Here is a 15,878-nt window from a genome sequence, read left to right as displayed (position 1 = left end):
GGCCGTTTACCCCCTCCCCGGCGGGGGAGGCCTCCTCGTGGTCGGGGCTGTGCGGTCCCCACATGCGCTCGATGGCGTAGGTTTCGCGCGCCTCCGGCTTGAACAGGTGGATCACCAGATCCCCCGCATCGAGCAGCACCCAGTCGGGCGAGGTCTCGGAGCGGATGCGCTTCACCCCCTCCTTCTCCAGCGCTTCCTCGACATGCGTGGCCATGGCCTGGATCTGGCGGTCGGCCAGGCCGGTCGCCACGATCATCCGGTCGGCGAAGGAGGAGCGGGTGGCGATGTCCAGCACCACCACATTCTCCGCCTTGTCATCCTCCAGCGAGGTCACGGCGGCCGTCACCAGCCGTTCCAGCACCGGCGGCGCGACCTTCTTGCGCGGTGCCCTGGCGCGTGCCACGGGGGCCGGGCCGGCCGCGACCTGTGCCTTGCGGGAGGTCGCGGCAGCCGTCTTCGGCGCCGCTGCCTTCGCCGCGGTGGTTCCGGTCGCCTTGGTCTTGGTCACCGTGGCCTTTGCCGCGGTGGCCTTTGTCCCAACGGCCTTCGTCGCCGCCGCTTTCGCCGGCGCCTTCTTCGCCGGAGCGGCTCCGGCGGAGGCGGCCTTGGTCACGGCGGCCTTCTCCGTCGCCGGGGCCTTGCGGCGCGTCGCGGGTGCCTTGGCGGCCCCGGTCTCGTTTTCGTTCCTGGGGGTGCGGGCTATGGCCGCCTCCTCTCCGTCATCGGGGTCATCCAGCGGAAACGCCATGCTGGTCCCGTCCCGGCACCAGCATCCATCCCGCATCCTTCAGTCGCCGCCGGCGGGCCAGCCCGGGTGATGGCCGTTGCTCCGCAGATCCGTGGAGCTCAGGGCATTCTCCCGCGCTGGGACCAGCGTCCAGCCGGCATGCCGTCCCGGCGGTCCGGCCAGGAGCTGTCCCGGCGGGCGCCGCCAGTGGCGTAGCACGGAGGCTGCCTTGCCGTGCAAAGCCTTGCGTGTCCAGCCCGGACGCGGCAGCACCGCCAGCGGCGTGTGCCGGGCGAGCCTCTGCCACCCGCCCCAGCGCGGCAACTGCCACAGATTGTCCGCCCCGATCACGAAGACGAAGCGGGCGCGGGGGAAGCGCCGCCGCAGCTTGCCCAGGGTGCGCTCGGTGCGCCGGTAGCCCAGCTTCGCCTCGATCCCCGTGGCGATCACCTGGGCGCCATCGGCGATGGCCCGCGCCGAAGCGAGGCGCTGCTGGAAGGGCGCCATGCCGCGCGGCGGCTTCAGCGGGTTGCCCGGCGAGACCAGCAGCCAGACCGCATCCAGCCGCAGCGCCCGCAGCGCGATCCGGGCGACATGCTCGTGCCCCTGATGCGCCGGGTTGAAGGAGCCGCCGAGCAGCCCGATGCGCCGGCGCCGGCTGTCGCCCCAGGCCCCCGGCTCCGCCAGTTGCCGTCTCAGGGCCGTCGCTCCCCGGCGGCTGGGGAGGGCGGCATGGGCGCATAGGCGTGCCGGGGTGGTGGAGGCATCGGGAGCGTATCGTGAAATCGGGTGGGCCGGACGGAGCCTGGATCAGGCCCGGGTCTGGCCGTTGCCCAGGACCTGGTAGCGCCAGGTGCAGAGCTGTTCCGCCCCGATCGGGCCACGGGCGTGCAGCCGGCCGGTGGCGATGCCGATCTCGGCGCCGAAGCCGAATTCGCCGCCGTCGCAGAACTGGGTGGAGGCGTTCCACATCCCCACCGCCGAGCCGATCCCGTCCAGGAACCGGTGCGCCGCGGCCTCGTCCTGTGTCACGATGGCCTCGGTATGCTCGCTGCCATAGCGGGCGATATGGGAGATCGCGTCCTCCACCCCGTCCACCACCTTCACCGACAGCACCGCATCCAGCCATTCCGTGGCGAAATCCGCCTCTGTGGCGGGCTTCAGCTCCGGCAGGATGGCCCGCGCCCGCTCGTCGGCGCGGAAGTCGCAGCCCAGCGCCCGCAGGTCGCCGACCAGCAGCGGCAGCAGGGAGGGCGCCACGGCGGCGTCGATCAGCAGGGTCTCGGTGGCGCCGCAGATGCCGGTGCGGCGCATCTTGGCATTGGCCAGGATGCCGCGCGCCATCGCCGGGTCGGCGGCCTCGTGGACATAGGTGTGGCAGAGACCTTCGGCATGGGCGAGGACGGGCACCCGCGCCTCCTCCATCACCCGGGTCACCAGCCCCTTGCCGCCGCGCGGGATGATCAGGTCGATCTGGCCCGAGGCGCGCAGCATGGCGCCCACGAAGGCCCGGTCGGCGGAAGGCGCGATCTGCACCGCCGCTTCCGGCAGCCCGGCCGTGCGCAGCCCCTCCGCGATGGCGGCGTGGATCGCGCGGGCGGAGCGCAGGCTCTCGCTGCCGCCGCGCAGGATCACGGCCGAACCCGCCTTCAGGCAGATCCCCGCCGCATCGGCGCCGACATTGGGCCGGCTCTCATAGATCATGCCGATGACGCCCATCGGCTGCGCCACGCGGCGGATCAGCAGCCCGTTCGGCCGGGTCCATTCGCTGATCACGCGGCCGACCGGATCGGGCTGCGCCGCGATCTCCTCCAGCCCCTGGGCCATGGCCTCGACCCGGGCGGAGGTGAGGATCAACCGGTCGCGGAAGGCCTCGCTCAGCCCCTGCGCGGTTTCCAGGTCGGCGGCATTGGCTTCCAGGATGGCAGCCTGCCTGTGCCGCAGCGCCTGTGCCGCGGAACGCAGCGCTGCGTTCCGTGCCGGCCCTGGCAGGCGCGCCAGCACCCGCGCGGCGGCACGGGCCTCACGGGCGGCATCGGCGAGCTGGACGGAGGCGCTGTCGGGCATGGCGTTCATGATGGCTGCGGGGTTAGCGCGTCCGGCGGCGGCGCGAAAGCTGGCGCATGACAGAGTCGTGTCAAACGGGGCCGGAAAGCCCGGCCGGGGCTATTTTGAACCGAAGTGGAAACGAATTTATGAATACCAACTTAAAGTTGATGTAAAATTGGTTTACTCTCGCATCATGGTGACCAAGCTCCGCGCCTCCCCGACCCGTTTCGCCGGCTGGCTGCTGCTTTCCGCGGCCATCGCGGTACTGGCCGGCGCCGTGGCGGCCTCGCTGGGCAACCGGCAGAGCCTTTCCCTGGAACGGGAGATGGAAAGGCTGCGGACGGAAGGCGCCCAGGTCCGGCAACTGACCATCGCCCTGCTGGACAGCGAATCCGCCCTGCGTGCCTATGCGCTCTTCGGCCTGGTGCAGGACCAGCTCCGCTTCAGCCGGGCGGCGGAGCAACTGGAAAGCGGGGAGTTCCGCCGCATCGCCAGCCTGGTGGATTCCAGCCAGGCGGAAACCGGCAGCCCGCCGATCCTGGGCCCGATCACGCGGATCGTCGCCACCCGGAAGGACATCCTCGACCGGTTGCAGGCCGGGGAGCGCGACACGGTGATCGAGGAAGGGCGCAGCGGCATCCTGCAGGCCCAGGGCGACGTGGTCCGCCTCGCCCTGGAGCGCTTCGTCCGCCTGCGGGCCGGGCAGGTCGAGCAGGTCGCCCGGGACATGCAGCAGGTCCAGGCGCGGATCCTGGTCCTGGTGATGATGGGGGCGGGGCTCTGCCTGGGGGCCCTGGCCATCGCCTGGTGGCAGATCGCGCGCCACGGCCGGGCGGAGCAGGCCATCCGGCGGGAGATGGATTCCCGCGGCGCGGAGATCCGCAGCCTGCTGCGCATGAGCGACATGCTCCAGGCCTGCCAGACCGAGCAGGACATCCGGTGCGTCGTGCTGCACACGGCGCAGGAGGTGCTGCCGGGTGTGCCCGGGGCGCTCTATGTCTTCAACAACAGCCGCGACCGGCTGGACTGCGCGGCGGTCTGGCCCGAGGGGACGAAATTGGCCAGTGCCGACCATTTCTCGCCGGAGAACTGCTGGGCGCTCAAGCGCGGGCGCCCGCACCGCCATGGCCCCGGCGCCGACATCCCCTGCGAACACGTCGCGCCGGGCCTTCCCGGGCTGGAAATCCCGATGACGGCGCGGGGCGAGGTCTATGGCGTCATGCAGTTCGGCGCCGCCGTGTCCGGCCTGCCCGATGCGCCCGAGCCGCAGCGCGACCTGGCGGTGGCGCTGGCGGACGGCGTTTCCATGGCCCTGGCCAACCTGTCCCTGCGCGAGAAGCTGCGGAACCAGGCCCTGCGCGATTCGCTGACCGGGCTCTACAACCGCCGCTTCCTGGAGGAAGTGTCGGAGCGCTTCGCCGGCCAGGCCGACCGCCGGGGCACCCCCGTCGCCGTGGTCATGATCGATGTGGACCACTTCAAGCAGGTCAACGACCGCCATGGCCATGCCACGGGTGACGCGGTGCTGCGCGCCCTGGCCGTGCTGATCCAGGGCGACCTCCGCCGGGGCGATGTCGCCTGCCGCTACGGCGGGGAGGAGATCGTGCTGCTGATGCCGGATTGCGACGCGGAGAACGCCTGCCGGCGGCTGGAGGAGATCCGCGAGCGGGTGCGGGCGCTGCACCAGGAGACGGATACGGTGCTGCCCCGTGTCACCATCTCCGCCGGGGTGGCGGACATGCCGACCCATGGGCAGACCATCGCCATGGTGCTGAAGGCCGCCGACGAGGCCCTCTATATAGCCAAGCAGGCGGGGCGCGACCGGGTGCAAGTGGCCCGGCCGCTGAGGCCGGAAGGCGCTGCCGAGGCACCACGGCTGGAGGTTGCCCGGTTGAAATAGAACCGTCGCCCCCGTGGTGACGCGGCCGGGGTTTCGCGCGTTGCAGGGCCGGCAAGGTGGGATGCGGGCATGACACTGGAACTGAGGCTTCTGGCTTGGACGGTGGTACTGGGCATTGTCCAGCTCCTGCTGGCGGCCATGGCGACCACGGCGCAGAACGGCCTGGCCTGGTCCGCCGGGGCGAGGGACGAGAAGCGGCCGCCCGAGGGCGTCGCGGCCCGGCTGCACCGCGCGCAGTCCAACCTGATGGAGACCTTCCCCTTCTTCGCCGCTGTGATCCTCGCCGCCCATCTCGCCGGGCGGGAGGGGGCGATGACGGCCTGGGGCGCCCAGATCTACTTCTGGGGGCGGGTCGTGTACCTGCCGCTCTACGCCGCCGGCGTCCCCTGGCTGCGCAGCATCGTCTGGGCGGTCTCGATGCTGGGCCTCGCCCTGGTCCTGCTGGCGGTGCTGCTGCCGTAGGGGCGAGGCCCCCACGGCAGTTCGGGAATGGTCAGTCCGGCGCCACCACCAGCCCGCTCGCGGCGATGGTGACCGTGCCGGGCCCCGACATCACCACCGGCTGCGACAGCGCCATGAAGGTGAGGGGATTGCCCCCCGAGGCAGCATCGAACAGGCCGAGATGGCTCAGCGTGCCGGCGGCGGCGGTGAAGGTGAAGCGCAGCGCCTCCGCATTGGCCTGGCTGCCCGTGCCGTTGAAGGTGACGCGCTGGCGGGCATAGCCGGTGCCCGCAGGCTCCCCTGTCACGCCGCCCGTGGCGCTGCCGCCGCTGCCCAGCGCGGCATAGACCGCGCCCGGCGGGGTCGGCGCCCGGCCGCACAGGGTGCGGGCCAGCATGTCGCGGGCATAGTTCGTCAGGTCGCTCATGGAGAAGCCCTTTCTCAGCTCTGGTTGACGAGGCCCTGCAACTGCGTGTCCGGCAGCCGCGCGGGGAGGTACTGCAGCAGCCGGACCGAGCCGTTCAGCGCCCGGTTCCAGCTCCCCGATCCATGCCCGGGCAGCAGCCGCGCCAGCCCGGCGGGCAAGGTGGCCGCCGCCGTCTGGACGGAGCCGCCGGCCATGCAGGCCGACTGGCTTCCGGGTGCCCAGGCGAAACCCGCCCGGAAGGCGGTGCCCGGCGCGATGCCGCCCAGCGTCATCACCGCGCCGCTGGCGCCGCCGCGCTCGATCTCGGCGGTCAGCGCCGTGCCGGTGTTGCGCAGGATCAGCCGGTTCGCGTCCGTGCCGTCATCGATCTGCCACAGGCCCTGGGGCACGCCCGCGGGCGAGGCCTGCGGAATGCTGGCGGCGACCAGCACGGTGCCGGCGCTGCCATAGCCCCCCGCCGGCTGCCGCAGCACCTGGTCCGCCGCACGGGCCTGCGCCGCCCGGCTGCCCGCGGGCGGCAGGACCGGCGTGGTGGCGAAGCCGGCCTGCTCCATCTGCGGCAGGGATACCCGCAGGGTGAAGTCCATGCCGACGCCGCTCGGCACATAAGCCAGCACCGAAGGGACGATGCTGGTCGTGCCGCCGGCCGTGAGGAGCCGCGTGCAGGCGACACGCTGCGTGCCTGCCGTCGCGGCGATGCTGACATCCGTGGCGGGCGAGGTGCTGTCGCCGCGCTCCTGCACCCTCAGGCGGAGATTGCCGCCGCCCGGGATGCTCCCCGCCACCAGGGCGACGTTCACCGCGCAGGTCCAGTTCTGGCCGGCGGCCGCGGCGACGGCGCCCACCTGTTCCGGCATGATGACGCAATAGCCCGCCGCCGTGCTGGTGCCGGAGAAGTTGCAGTCCAGATAGGGCGCCCCGGCCTCCGTCCCCACGGACAGGGTCCGGGTCAGGCCCGCGATGGCGGTGACGGTCCAGTAGGCCGGCACCGTCCCGGGCGAACCCGCCACGGCGCCCTCGATCCGCGGGTTGCGGATCGCGTTGCTCCGCGCCTCCTCCACGATCAGCCCGCCCGCCGTGTCGAAGCGCGGCTGGTTGGCGGCCAGTTCCAGGTAGTTGCCGGCGGCATCGTAGCCGCCGGCGGTGGAATTGCGCGTGACGGCAAGGGAGCCGTGCAGGCCGCGCGGTCCGATCAGGGTGAGCCAGGAGGCACCGGCTCCCGCCTCCACCCCCAGCGCGGCGGCGACGATTCCCAGCATCAGGTCGCGCCCGCCCCGCTGAGATGGCAGTACCGCGTGGCGCCGCCATCGGGCGAGTAGGTCAGCAGGCTCGCCACCCCATTCGCCTTGATCTTCGTGTAGCCCTCCGCGCTGACCGGCGCGGTGCCGGTGAAGTTGGCCAGCGCCAGCGCCAGGTCGGCACCGCTGCGATTGACCACCATGCAGGAGAAGCCGAGCCCGACCGCGTTGTAGTCGATGCTCAGGCTGGCCCCCGCATTGGCCAGCAGCAGCCGGTTGTTGTGCGCGGCGAAGCCCAGCGCCGTGGCGGCGGAAAGCACCACCTGCGGCAGCCGCCTTTCGGTGAACTGCCCGTCCACATAGCTCTTGGTGGCCGCGTGCATCGCCGCGGTCGGCGCCGCGGTCAGCAGCAGCGTGCCATCGGCCGAGAGGCGCAGCCGCTCGACCATGGACGTGCCCTGGCGCAACTCCAGCACCAGCGTGCCGGATTCCGCGCCGGCGGCGATGCTGTCGGAGATGCCGGTCAGCCGGGCATAGGTGGTCTCCACCGCGCCGCTGTTCATGCCGTTGAAGTGGAGATAGCCCAGGCGGTCGCTGGCCGCCGGGCTGGCGGAGATCCGCCGGATCTGCACCACCATCGGCGCGGTGGCGTTGCCGGTGGTGCCCAGGTCGATCCCGCCATTCGGGTTCACGCCCGGATCGCCGCCCAGGCCGAGATTGCCGCCCGCCTGCCCGGCGGAGATGAAATAGGCCGCCTGGTCCGAGGGGTTGGCGAGGTTGATGCGCGCCCCAAGGCTGCTGGAGCGGCGCCGCACCGTCATCGTGCCATCGGCCGCGATGTCCAGCCGCCGGGTCGGCCCCGCGCTCGCGCTCGGCACGGTGTGCAGCTCCAGGCTGCCGCCCGCGAGCTTCGCCACGCCGGAGGAGTCGCGGTTGCCGCTCATGCTCAGGCGCTGCATGGCCGCGTCGCTGGCGGCCTGGAAGGTCGCGCTCCGCAGGTCGCAGCCCAGCAGAGTCAGGTTCTGCGCCTCGCTGCCGAGATACACGACGTTCGGGTTGCCCGTGCCGTACAGGTTGCCGCCGGTGGTGAGGTCGCAGGCCTCCAGCGTCAGCGCGCCGCGCTGCAGGTCGATGGTGCGCAGCGTGCCGCCATTCACCACCGTGCCGACGATGTGGTGCTGCTCGGTGGAGGAGACCGGGTCCAGCAGCACCGTCCGCCCCTGGGAGGACAGGAAGCCGCCGATCCACTTGGTGCGGAAGGCGCCGATCGTGCTGCTGCCATCGGAGGCGGTGACGCCGCCGCCCGTGATGCGCAACCCCACGGTCAGCGGATCAGCCACGTCCAGGTGGTTGTCCACCGAGCAGTCGATGCACTGCGTCGCCTGCACGTTGTGGCCCAGGTTGAAACCCGTGTCGTAGCCATAGGCGAAGCAGTTGGTGAACTCCGCCACATCGGCATATTCGAGATGGAAGGCCGTGCCCGTGCGCCGGTTGTTCCAGATCCAGACCTTGCCGCCGCCGGTATAGCCCCCGGCATAGGCCGAGCCGTTGAGGTCGAAGCTGGTGGCCGAGGCGACCGTCACCGTGAATCGTCCGTTCGCCGCGGCCAGGCCCAGGCATCCGGTCAGGTTCACCACATCGCCCGTCGCCAGCCCGTGCGCCGTGCCGGTGGAGACGCGGATCGTGCCCGAGCCGTTGTTGGCGATGGCCGACACATCGCGGCTGTTCAGTGCCACGCCGTCGATATTGCCCGTGAGGAAGGGCCAGAAATGCACGTTGTGCACGCGGGTGATGTCGTAGGAGTGCCGCAGCCGCAGCCCGTTGCGGTTGTCGCCCGCGATATCGTCGATCCGAAGCCGCGCGTTGTAGTCGCTGAGCACGGCGAGGTCGAAGCCCAGGATCAGCAGGTTGGACAGGCGCACGTCGGAACCGTTGCCGTTCGTGCCGTCGCCGACCGTGACCGCGGTGCCGGCGAAGCCCGCCACGAGGTTGATGCCGGCGCGCATGTCGGCCGGCGCGGCGAGGCCGGTGCGCAGGATCGCCACGCCCTTCAGCCCGGCATTGCGGCGCAGCCGGATGGTCTGCGCAGGATCGAGCAGGAAGGCGTAGGGGACGCTGCCATAATCGCCCGCCGCGCGCTGCGCGCCCGTGGAGAGCGCCCCCGAGAGCACCACGTTCGGCTTGATGTCCAGCCCGGCGCCCGCGAGGAGATAGCGCCGGGGCCCCAGCAGCACCGTGCCTCCGCCCTGGGCGGCGGCGGCATCGATCGCCGCCTGGATCGCGGCGGCATCGTCGGTCGCGCCATCGCCCTTGGCGCCGTAGTCGCGGACATGCAGCGGCCGGTCCGCCTGCATGGCGCTGCGCCACTGCGCCACCGTGGCACGCCGCGTTTCCGGCGTCGCGCCCTGGACCACCGGGCTGAAGTCGCTGTCGGAGAAGAGGGTGGCGGCGGGGAGCTGGCTGATCTTCGCGTCGGGCATGGGGGCTCCTGTGCGGGGGGAGGGGATGTCGCGGGGAGGGGCGGGGGTCAGAGCAGCAGGCGGGTGCCGCTTTCGGTCAGGAGCGTGCCGCCGGCCTCGGCGAGTAGGCCGGGGCCCAGGCTCACGGAAAAGGCCGGGGACAGCAGGAACAGCGCGGCATCCGCCGCATCCTCGGCGCGGAGGCGGTAGCCCGTGCCGATCGGCGGACTGTCCAGGCTCGCCACCGCCCGGCCGGCATTCACCGCCACCCTGACGGGGCCGGAGACCGTGCCGCCGCCGGCATCGACCACCCGGAAGACCAGGCCGGCGACCGGCCCCTCCACGCTCGCGCCCAGGCTCATCGCCGGGCCCCAGGGGATGAGCGAGGCGAGGCCGTCGATCCGGATCGCGCGCAGCACGGGGGCCGCCGTGACGCCGAGGCCGAAGCGCATCGACGCCGCCAGCGACAGGGCCAGCGGCGCGATGCCCGTATCCAGCACCAGCCCGGCGCCCACCGCGTTGCCGCTCCGGACCGGCAGCAGCGAAAGCCCGTCGGCGCCCTGGAGCAGGATCACGTCGCCGCTCCGCAGCGCGCTGGCCGCGGCGAAATAGCCGGCGGACAGCACCATGTTCCGCGTGTCGGCGGTCCTGTAGTACCAGAGCGTCATGCTGCCCGTGCTGGCGAGCGTGAGCAGGCTGGAACTGGCGAAGGCCATGCGATCTCCTCTTGCGGCGGGGCGGGCGTGCCACGGCACGGCCCCGTGCCCGTCCGGGACGGGGCGGGCCTGCCGGAGGCCCAGGGAAAGGCCCGGGAAGGCGTGAAGGACCCGGCCCGCCGGGGGTCAGGCGGGACGGGTCAGGACAGGCGGGCGGTGACCGACAGGCCGAAGCGGCCGGCCGCCGTGCGGCTCAGCCGCAGCGGCGCGGAAACCGAATCCAGCACCAGCCCGTTGCCCACGGCTCCCCCGTCGCGCATCGGCAGGAAGGACATCCCGTCCGCCGAATGCAGGATCACCACATGCCCCGGCAGCAGCCGGTCCGCGGCGGCCGCGAAATAGCCGCCCGCCAGCACGGCGGCCCGGCTGTCGCCGGTGCGGTAGTCCCAGATCGAGAAGGAACCCGCACTGACCAGTGCGGTGAGCGAGCTGGCATCGAAGGACATCGGCGCTCCCTGGGCGAGAAGCCGCGCGGCCACGCGCCGCCATCCGGGGCGCGGGCTGCGCTCCGGATGGCGGGGAAAGGCGGCGGCGGGTGGGGGGACCGGGCGGACATGGCTCGCCCGTTGGCCGCTCCTCCCTAGAAGAACTTCGTTCCTATGTCAACGAATTTATTCCTACGATCCGCGCAGTTCCGCCCGGCCCGGCGCTGTTCTAGGCTCGCCTCCGCATCCCCAGACCACGGAGCCTTCCGCCTGATGCGCCTGCCTGTGCGCCGACGCCGCCTCGGCCTGTTCCTGCCCCTGCTGGCCATGCTGGCCCTTCCCGCGGCGGCCCCTTTCACGGCGGCATGGGCGCAGGAACGCGTGATCAATGTCTACAACTGGACCGACTATATCGATCCCAAGGCCATCGGGCGCTTCCAGGCGGAGACCGGCATCACCGTCCGCTACGATGTCTTCGACAGCCTGGAAACGCTGGAGGCCAAGCTCTCCGCCGGCCGATCCGGCTATGACGTGGTGGTCCCGACCTCGGAACCCACCTTCGCCCGCCTCGTGCGCGCCGGGGCGCTGCGCAGGCTCGACCGCGCGCAGATCCCGAACTTCGCCAACCAGGACCCGGCATTGCTCCAGCGCGTCGCCAGCAGCGATCCCGGCAACGCCCATGGCGCCATCTATCTCTGGGGCACGATCGGCATGGGCCTGCGGCCGGACAGGATCCGCGCCCTGGCGCCCGACGCGCCGCTCGACAGCCTCGACCTGCTGCTGAAGCCGGAGAACGCGAAGCGCATCGCCGGCTGCGGCATCGCCTTCATGGACAGTGGCATCGACGTCATCCCCTCCGTGCTGCACTGGCTCGGGAAGGATCCGAATTCCGGTGCGGCCGAGGATCTCGCGGCGGCGGAGAAGGCGCTGCTGGCCATCCGCCCGCATGTGCGCGCCATCATCTCCTCCGGCGCCCTCGCCGACGCTTTGGCGAATGGCGAGTACTGCGCCGTCTTCGGCTATTCCGGCGACGTCATCCAGGCCCGCGTCCGGGCCGAGGCCGGCGGCCGTGCCGACGGGCTGGCCTATGTGCAGCCGAAGCAGGGCGCGCAGCTCTGGTTCGACATGCTGGCCATTCCCGCCGATGCACCGCATCCGGAGGATGCGCAGCGCTTCATCGACTTCCTGCTGCGGCCCGAGGTGATCGCCGGCGTCACCAACCAGGTGCGCTATCCCAATGCCGTGCCTGCCTCGCGCGCCCATCTCAGCCAGGCGGTGCTAAACGATCCGAACGTCATCCCGACGCCGGAGATGATCGCCCGCACCTTCACCGTCACCGCCCCGCCCCCCGCTGCCGAGCGCGCCCGCGCCCGGCTCTGGACCCGCTTCAAGGCCGGACGCTGAGAGAGGCCAGGTTGAGCGCGCCATTGCTGCTGCGCCTGTCCGGCGTCACCCGCCGCTTCGGCGCGCTGGCGGCGCTGGACGGGCTGGACCTCGACATGCCGGCGGGCGAGTTCCTGACCCTGCTGGGCGGCTCCGGCTCCGGGAAATCCACGCTGCTGCGCGTGATCGCCGGCTTCGAGCGCGCGGATTCCGGCAGCGTGCTGCTGGATGGCGCGGACCTCGCCCCGCTGCCGCCCCACCGGCGCCCGGTGAACATGATGTTCCAGTCCTATGCGCTGTTCCCGCATCTCAGCGTCTTCGACAACATCGCCTATGGGTTGCGGCGGGAAGGGCAGGGCAGGGCCGCCATCGCGGGGCGCGTGGAACGCCTCGTGGCCCTGCTGCACCTCCAGGGGCTGGAAGGGCGGCGCCCCGAGGCCCTGTCCGGCGGGCAGCGCCAGCGCGTCGCCCTGGCCCGTGCCCTGGCCCGCCGCCCGCGCCTGCTGCTGCTCGATGAGCCCCTGGCCGCCCTCGACGCCAACCTGCGGGAGCGCACGGGCTTCGAGCTCCGCGCCCTTCAGCGCGAGACCGGCGCCGGCTTCATCATGGTCACGCATGACCAGTCGGAGGCCCTGTCCCTCGCGGACCGGGTCGCCGTCCTGGCCCAGGGGCGCATCGCGCAGATCGGCCCGCCCGCCGAGGTCTATGCCCGCCCCGCCACGCGCTTCGTCGCGGGCTTCCTCGGGGCCGCCAATATCCTGGAAGGCCACCGCACCCCCGACGGCGCGCTGGACAGCCCCGCCGCCGCCGCGACCCTGCGCGCTCCGGCGCCGCTGCCGGAGGGCACCGCCGCCTGCGCCCTGCGCCCGGAAAGCCTGCGCCCCACGGAGGGAGAGGGCGAGAACACCGCCACCGGCCGGGTCGAGGAAGCCGCCTTCCGCGGTGGCGACAGCCTGGTCCTGCTCCGCCTGCCCGGCGGCGCCACGCTCCGCGCCGCGTTGCCCGGCCTGCCGCCGGAACGCGGCACGATCCTCCGCCTGGGCTGGGATGCCGCCGCCGTGGTCCCGCTGGCCGAGTGATGCGCCGCCTCTTCCTGCCCCCCATCGCGCTCTGGCTCGCCCTGCTGGTCGCGGCGCCGCTGCTTCTCCTGCTGGCCCTGGCCCTGTCCTGGCAGAGCGAGGGCCTGCCTCCCTTCGACCCGCCCTGGAACGGCCAGGGCATCGACACGGACAACTTCGCCCTGATCCTGGGCGATCCCTATTACCGCGCCGCCTTCTGGCAATCGCTGGAACTGGCCAGCGTCACCGCCGCGCTCTGCCTGCTGGTCGCCCTGCCCATGGCGCTCGCCATCGCCCGGGCCCGCCGGTCCCGCCTGCTGCTGGGCCTCGTGCTCCTGCCGCTCTGGACGGGATTCCTGCTGCGCGTCGGCGCCTGGATCGGGCTGCTGCGGGACGAGGGCTGGATCAACGGCCTCCTCCGCGGGCTCGGCCTGACCGATCAGCCCGTTGCCCTGCTCTATACCCCGCTCGCCCTCTATCTCGGCATGGTCCATGCCTACCTGCCCTTCGCGGTGCTGGCGCTCTATGCCGCCTTCGCCCGCATGGACCCGTCGCTGGAGGAAGCCGCCGCCGATCTCGGCGCCGGTCCGACCCGCGCCTTCCTCACCGTGACCCTGCCGCTGGTCCTGCCCGGGGCGCTGGCGGCCTTCCTGCTGGTCTTCATCCCCGCCGCCGGCGAATACGTCGTCCCGGAACTGCTCGGCCCGCCTGGGGCCCTGCCGCTGGGCCGCGCCCTTTTCACCGAGTTCTTCCAGAACCGCGACTGGCCGGTGGCCGCCGCCCTGGCCTGCGCCCTGCTGGCGCTCCTCCTCCTGCCCATCCTGATCTTCCAGCGGCTGGGGCGGGGTGAATGACGGCGCGCCGCCCCCGGACCTGCTGCCACCCTGGGCGCGCATCGGCCTCTGGCTGGGCCTCGCCTTCCTCTGGCTGCCGGTGCTGCTGCTGGTCTTCTATGCCTTCAGCGCCGATCCCGTGCCCTTCCGCTGGGGCGGTGCCTCCCTGCGCTGGTTCCGCGAACTGGCCGCCGACGGCCGGCTGCTGGAGGCCGCCTTCCTCTCGCTCCGCATCGCCGTCGGCGCCGCCACCCTGGCCATGCTGCTGGGGGGCGCCACCGGCTGGCTGCTGGCGCGCGGCGGCACCTTCCGGGGCCGCGCCCTGCTCGGCGCCCTGTCCGGCGCGCCGCTGGTGCTGCCGGAGGTCGTCACCGGACTCTCGCTGCTGCTGCTCTTCGTCATGCTGGAGGCCGCCACCGGCTGGCCACAGGGCAGGGGCGCGGGCACCATCCTCCTGGCCCATGCCACGCTGGGCGCCGCCTATGCCGCCGTCGTGGTCCAGGCCCGGCTGGCCCGGGGCGGGCGCGAGCTGGAGGACGCCGCCGCCGATCTCGGCGCCACGCCCGCCACGGTCTTCCGCACCGTCACGCTGCCGCTGATGGCGCCCGCCCTGGCGGCCTCCTGGCTGCTCGCCTTCACCCTGTCGCTGGACGATGTGGTGCTGGCCAGCTTCCTGTCCGGCCCGGCCTCGACCACCCTGCCGGTGGCCCTTTTCTCCATGCTGCGCCTGGGCATGACGCCGAAAGTGAACGCCCTGGCCGTGCTGATCCTGGCCGCCGTCGGCATCGCTTTGCTGCTCGCGGCAGCCCTGATGCGCGGGCGGGTTGCCCGGGGCAGGGGCGGCGACTAGGGTTCCGCCGCCTTTTCTCCGACCTCGAAAGCCCCGGAAGACCCATGACGCTGACCGCCGAGCGGATGGACCGCATCTCCCCCTCCCAGACCATCGTCGTCACCCAGAAGGCGCGCGCCCTGAAGGCCGCCGGGCGCGACGTGATCAGCCTCAGCGTCGGCGAGCCGGATTTCGAGACCCCGCAGAACATCAAGGACGCCGCGATCCGGGCGATCCAGGACGGCGACACCCGCTACACCGACGTCGCCGGCACCATGGCGCTGCGCAAGGCGGTGGCGGCGAAGTTCGAGCGTGACAACGGCCTGACCTACAAGCCCGAGGAGATCGTCGTCTCCACCGGCGGCAAGCAGGTGATCTTCAACGCCATGCTCGCCACGATCGACGAGGGCGACGAGGCCATCGTCCCCGCCCCCTGCTGGGTCAGCTATCCCGACATCATCGCGCTGGCGGGCGGCAAGCCGGTGATCGTCCCGGCCGGGCAGAACCAGGGCTTCAAGATCACGCCGGAGCAGCTTGAGGCCGTGATCACGCCGAAGACCAAGTGGCTGATCCTGAACAACCCCTCCAACCCGACCGGCGCCGCCTATTCCGAGGCGGAGCTGAAGGCGCTGGCCGAGGTGCTGCTGCGCCACCCGCAGGTCTGGATCTTCACCGACGACATCTACGAGAAGCTGGTCTATGGCGATTTCGTCTTCAAGACGATCGCCCAGGTGGAGCCGCGCCTGAAGGACCGCACCGTCACCATGAACGGCTGCTCCAAGGGCTATGCCATGACCGGCTGGCGCATCGGCTTCGCCGGCGCGCCGCTCGCGCTGATCAAGGCGATGGACAAGCTGCAGGGGCAGAGCACCTCCAACACCTCCTCCATCTCCCAGGCCGCCGCCGTGGAGGCGCTGAACGGCCCGCAGGAGAGCGTGGAGACCATGCGCCAGGCCTTCGAGCGCCGCCGCGACCTCGTGGTGCGCCTGCTGAACCAGGCCCCCGGCATCCGCTGCGCGACCCCCGACGGCGCCTTCTACGTCTTCCCCGACATCGCCGGCTGCATCGGCAAGACCACCGCCTCGGGCAAGAAGATCGGGACGGACGAGGATTTCGTCACGGCGCTGCTGGAGGATGAGGGCGTGGCCGCCGTGCACGGCTCGGCCTTCATGTTCCCCGGCCATTTCCGCGTCTCCTACGCGACCTCGGACGCCGTGCTGGAAGACGCATGCAACCGCATCAGGCGGTTCTGCGAAGGGCTGAAGTAGCTCCATGCCCGGCGCGATCCGCCCCGCTCAGGGTGCGGGTCCCGCCGGTCTCCCCCGGGACCCGCACCGCATCCTCCGCCACCGGGATGCGGTGCGGCGCCCGTTCACAACCGCCCCCTGCCGAG

14 protein-coding genes and 1 pseudogene are annotated in these 15,878 nt (G+C 72.1%); 7 read left to right on the top strand and 8 right to left on the bottom strand.

The window, feature by feature from the left end; all coding sequences use genetic code 11:
- Window positions 1–25: 25 nt before the first annotated feature.
- The 3 genes and pseudogenes from rsfS to MVG78_RS15800 all read right to left on the bottom strand — a co-directional run.
- Window positions 26–508, bottom strand: a pseudogene (gene rsfS, locus MVG78_RS15810) (ribosome silencing factor); the annotation flags it as partial.
- A gap of 279 nt (window positions 509–787) precedes the next feature.
- A complete protein-coding gene (locus MVG78_RS15805) occupies window positions 788–1,366 on the bottom strand; it encodes a nicotinate-nucleotide adenylyltransferase (protein WP_428480821.1) in 579 nt (192 codons plus the stop codon).
- Between the two features lie 171 nt (window positions 1,367–1,537).
- Window positions 1,538–2,794: a glutamate-5-semialdehyde dehydrogenase gene (locus tag MVG78_RS15800; RefSeq protein WP_247560467.1), complete on the bottom strand. Its 1,257-nt coding sequence runs from the start codon at window positions 2,792–2,794 to the stop codon at window positions 1,538–1,540.
- A gap of 175 nt (window positions 2,795–2,969) precedes the next feature.
- Between MVG78_RS15800 and MVG78_RS15795 the strand changes: the two genes are divergently transcribed.
- Entirely contained in the window at window positions 2,970–4,676 is a 1,707-nt protein-coding gene (locus MVG78_RS15795) for a GGDEF domain-containing protein (RefSeq protein ID WP_247553022.1), read from the top strand.
- Between the two features lie 69 nt (window positions 4,677–4,745).
- Window positions 4,746–5,138, top strand: a complete 393-nt coding sequence (locus MVG78_RS15790; RefSeq protein ID WP_247553019.1) for an MAPEG family protein — start codon at window positions 4,746–4,748, stop codon at window positions 5,136–5,138.
- 31 nt (window positions 5,139–5,169) lie between these two features.
- On the opposite strand, the gene MVG78_RS15785 is transcribed toward MVG78_RS15790, so the two are convergent.
- From MVG78_RS15785 to MVG78_RS15765, 5 genes are all read right to left on the bottom strand, one after another.
- Window positions 5,170–5,544 carry a phage tail fiber protein gene (locus tag MVG78_RS15785; protein ID WP_247553017.1) on the bottom strand — a complete coding sequence of 125 codons (375 nt, stop codon included), beginning with the start codon at window positions 5,542–5,544 and terminating at the stop codon, window positions 5,170–5,172.
- A gap of 14 nt (window positions 5,545–5,558) precedes the next feature.
- Entirely contained in the window at window positions 5,559–6,803 is a 1,245-nt protein-coding gene (locus MVG78_RS15780) for a hypothetical protein (RefSeq protein ID WP_247553016.1), read from the bottom strand.
- A complete protein-coding gene (locus tag MVG78_RS15775; RefSeq protein WP_282615014.1) occupies window positions 6,803–9,262 on the bottom strand; it encodes a glycosyl hydrolase family 28-related protein in 2,460 nt (819 codons plus the stop codon). The genes MVG78_RS15780 and MVG78_RS15775 overlap by 1 nt, the downstream gene beginning before the upstream one ends.
- 47 nt (window positions 9,263–9,309) lie before the next feature.
- Window positions 9,310–9,957 (bottom strand): hypothetical protein, encoded by a 648-nt coding sequence (locus tag MVG78_RS15770; protein WP_247553015.1) that lies wholly within the window; start codon window positions 9,955–9,957, stop codon window positions 9,310–9,312.
- Window positions 9,958–10,097: 140 nt separating this feature from the next.
- Complete coding sequence (locus MVG78_RS15765; RefSeq protein WP_247553014.1) at window positions 10,098–10,436, bottom strand: hypothetical protein; 339 nt, start codon at window positions 10,434–10,436, stop codon at window positions 10,098–10,100.
- A 219-nt stretch (window positions 10,437–10,655) separates the two neighbouring features.
- Here MVG78_RS15765 and MVG78_RS15760 point away from each other — a divergent pair, with 219 nt between their 5' ends.
- The 5 genes from MVG78_RS15760 to MVG78_RS15740 are packed head-to-tail and all read left to right on the top strand — an operon-like array spanning window position 10,656 to window position 15,753.
- Window positions 10,656–11,786 carry an extracellular solute-binding protein gene (locus tag MVG78_RS15760; protein ID WP_247553012.1) on the top strand — a complete coding sequence of 377 codons (1,131 nt, stop codon included), beginning with the start codon at window positions 10,656–10,658 and terminating at the stop codon, window positions 11,784–11,786.
- An 11-nt stretch (window positions 11,787–11,797) separates the two neighbouring features.
- Window positions 11,798–12,844: an ABC transporter ATP-binding protein gene (locus MVG78_RS15755; protein WP_247553010.1), complete on the top strand. Its 1,047-nt coding sequence runs from the start codon at window positions 11,798–11,800 to the stop codon at window positions 12,842–12,844.
- The gene (locus MVG78_RS15750; RefSeq protein WP_247553009.1) at window positions 12,844–13,677 is read left to right on the top strand and encodes an ABC transporter permease; all 834 of its coding nucleotides are present in this window, start codon (window positions 12,844–12,846) and stop codon (window positions 13,675–13,677) included. The genes MVG78_RS15755 and MVG78_RS15750 overlap by 1 nt, the downstream gene beginning before the upstream one ends.
- Window positions 13,670–14,506, top strand: coding sequence for an ABC transporter permease (locus MVG78_RS15745; protein ID WP_247553007.1), 837 nt, complete (start codon window positions 13,670–13,672; stop codon window positions 14,504–14,506). Before MVG78_RS15750 ends, MVG78_RS15745 begins: the two co-directional genes overlap by 8 nt.
- Window positions 14,507–14,550: 44 nt before the next feature.
- Complete coding sequence (locus tag MVG78_RS15740) at window positions 14,551–15,753, top strand: pyridoxal phosphate-dependent aminotransferase (protein ID WP_247553005.1); 1,203 nt, start codon at window positions 14,551–14,553, stop codon at window positions 15,751–15,753.
- The last annotated feature ends 125 nt before the right edge of the window (window positions 15,754–15,878 follow it).

It is taken from the genome of Roseomonas gilardii subsp. gilardii (assembly GCF_023078375.1).
Classification (GTDB): Bacteria; Pseudomonadota; Alphaproteobacteria; order Acetobacterales; family Acetobacteraceae; genus Roseomonas; species Roseomonas gilardii.
Note: the sequence above shows the minus strand (reverse complement) of the source record. Positions and strands in the feature narration are given on the sequence as shown.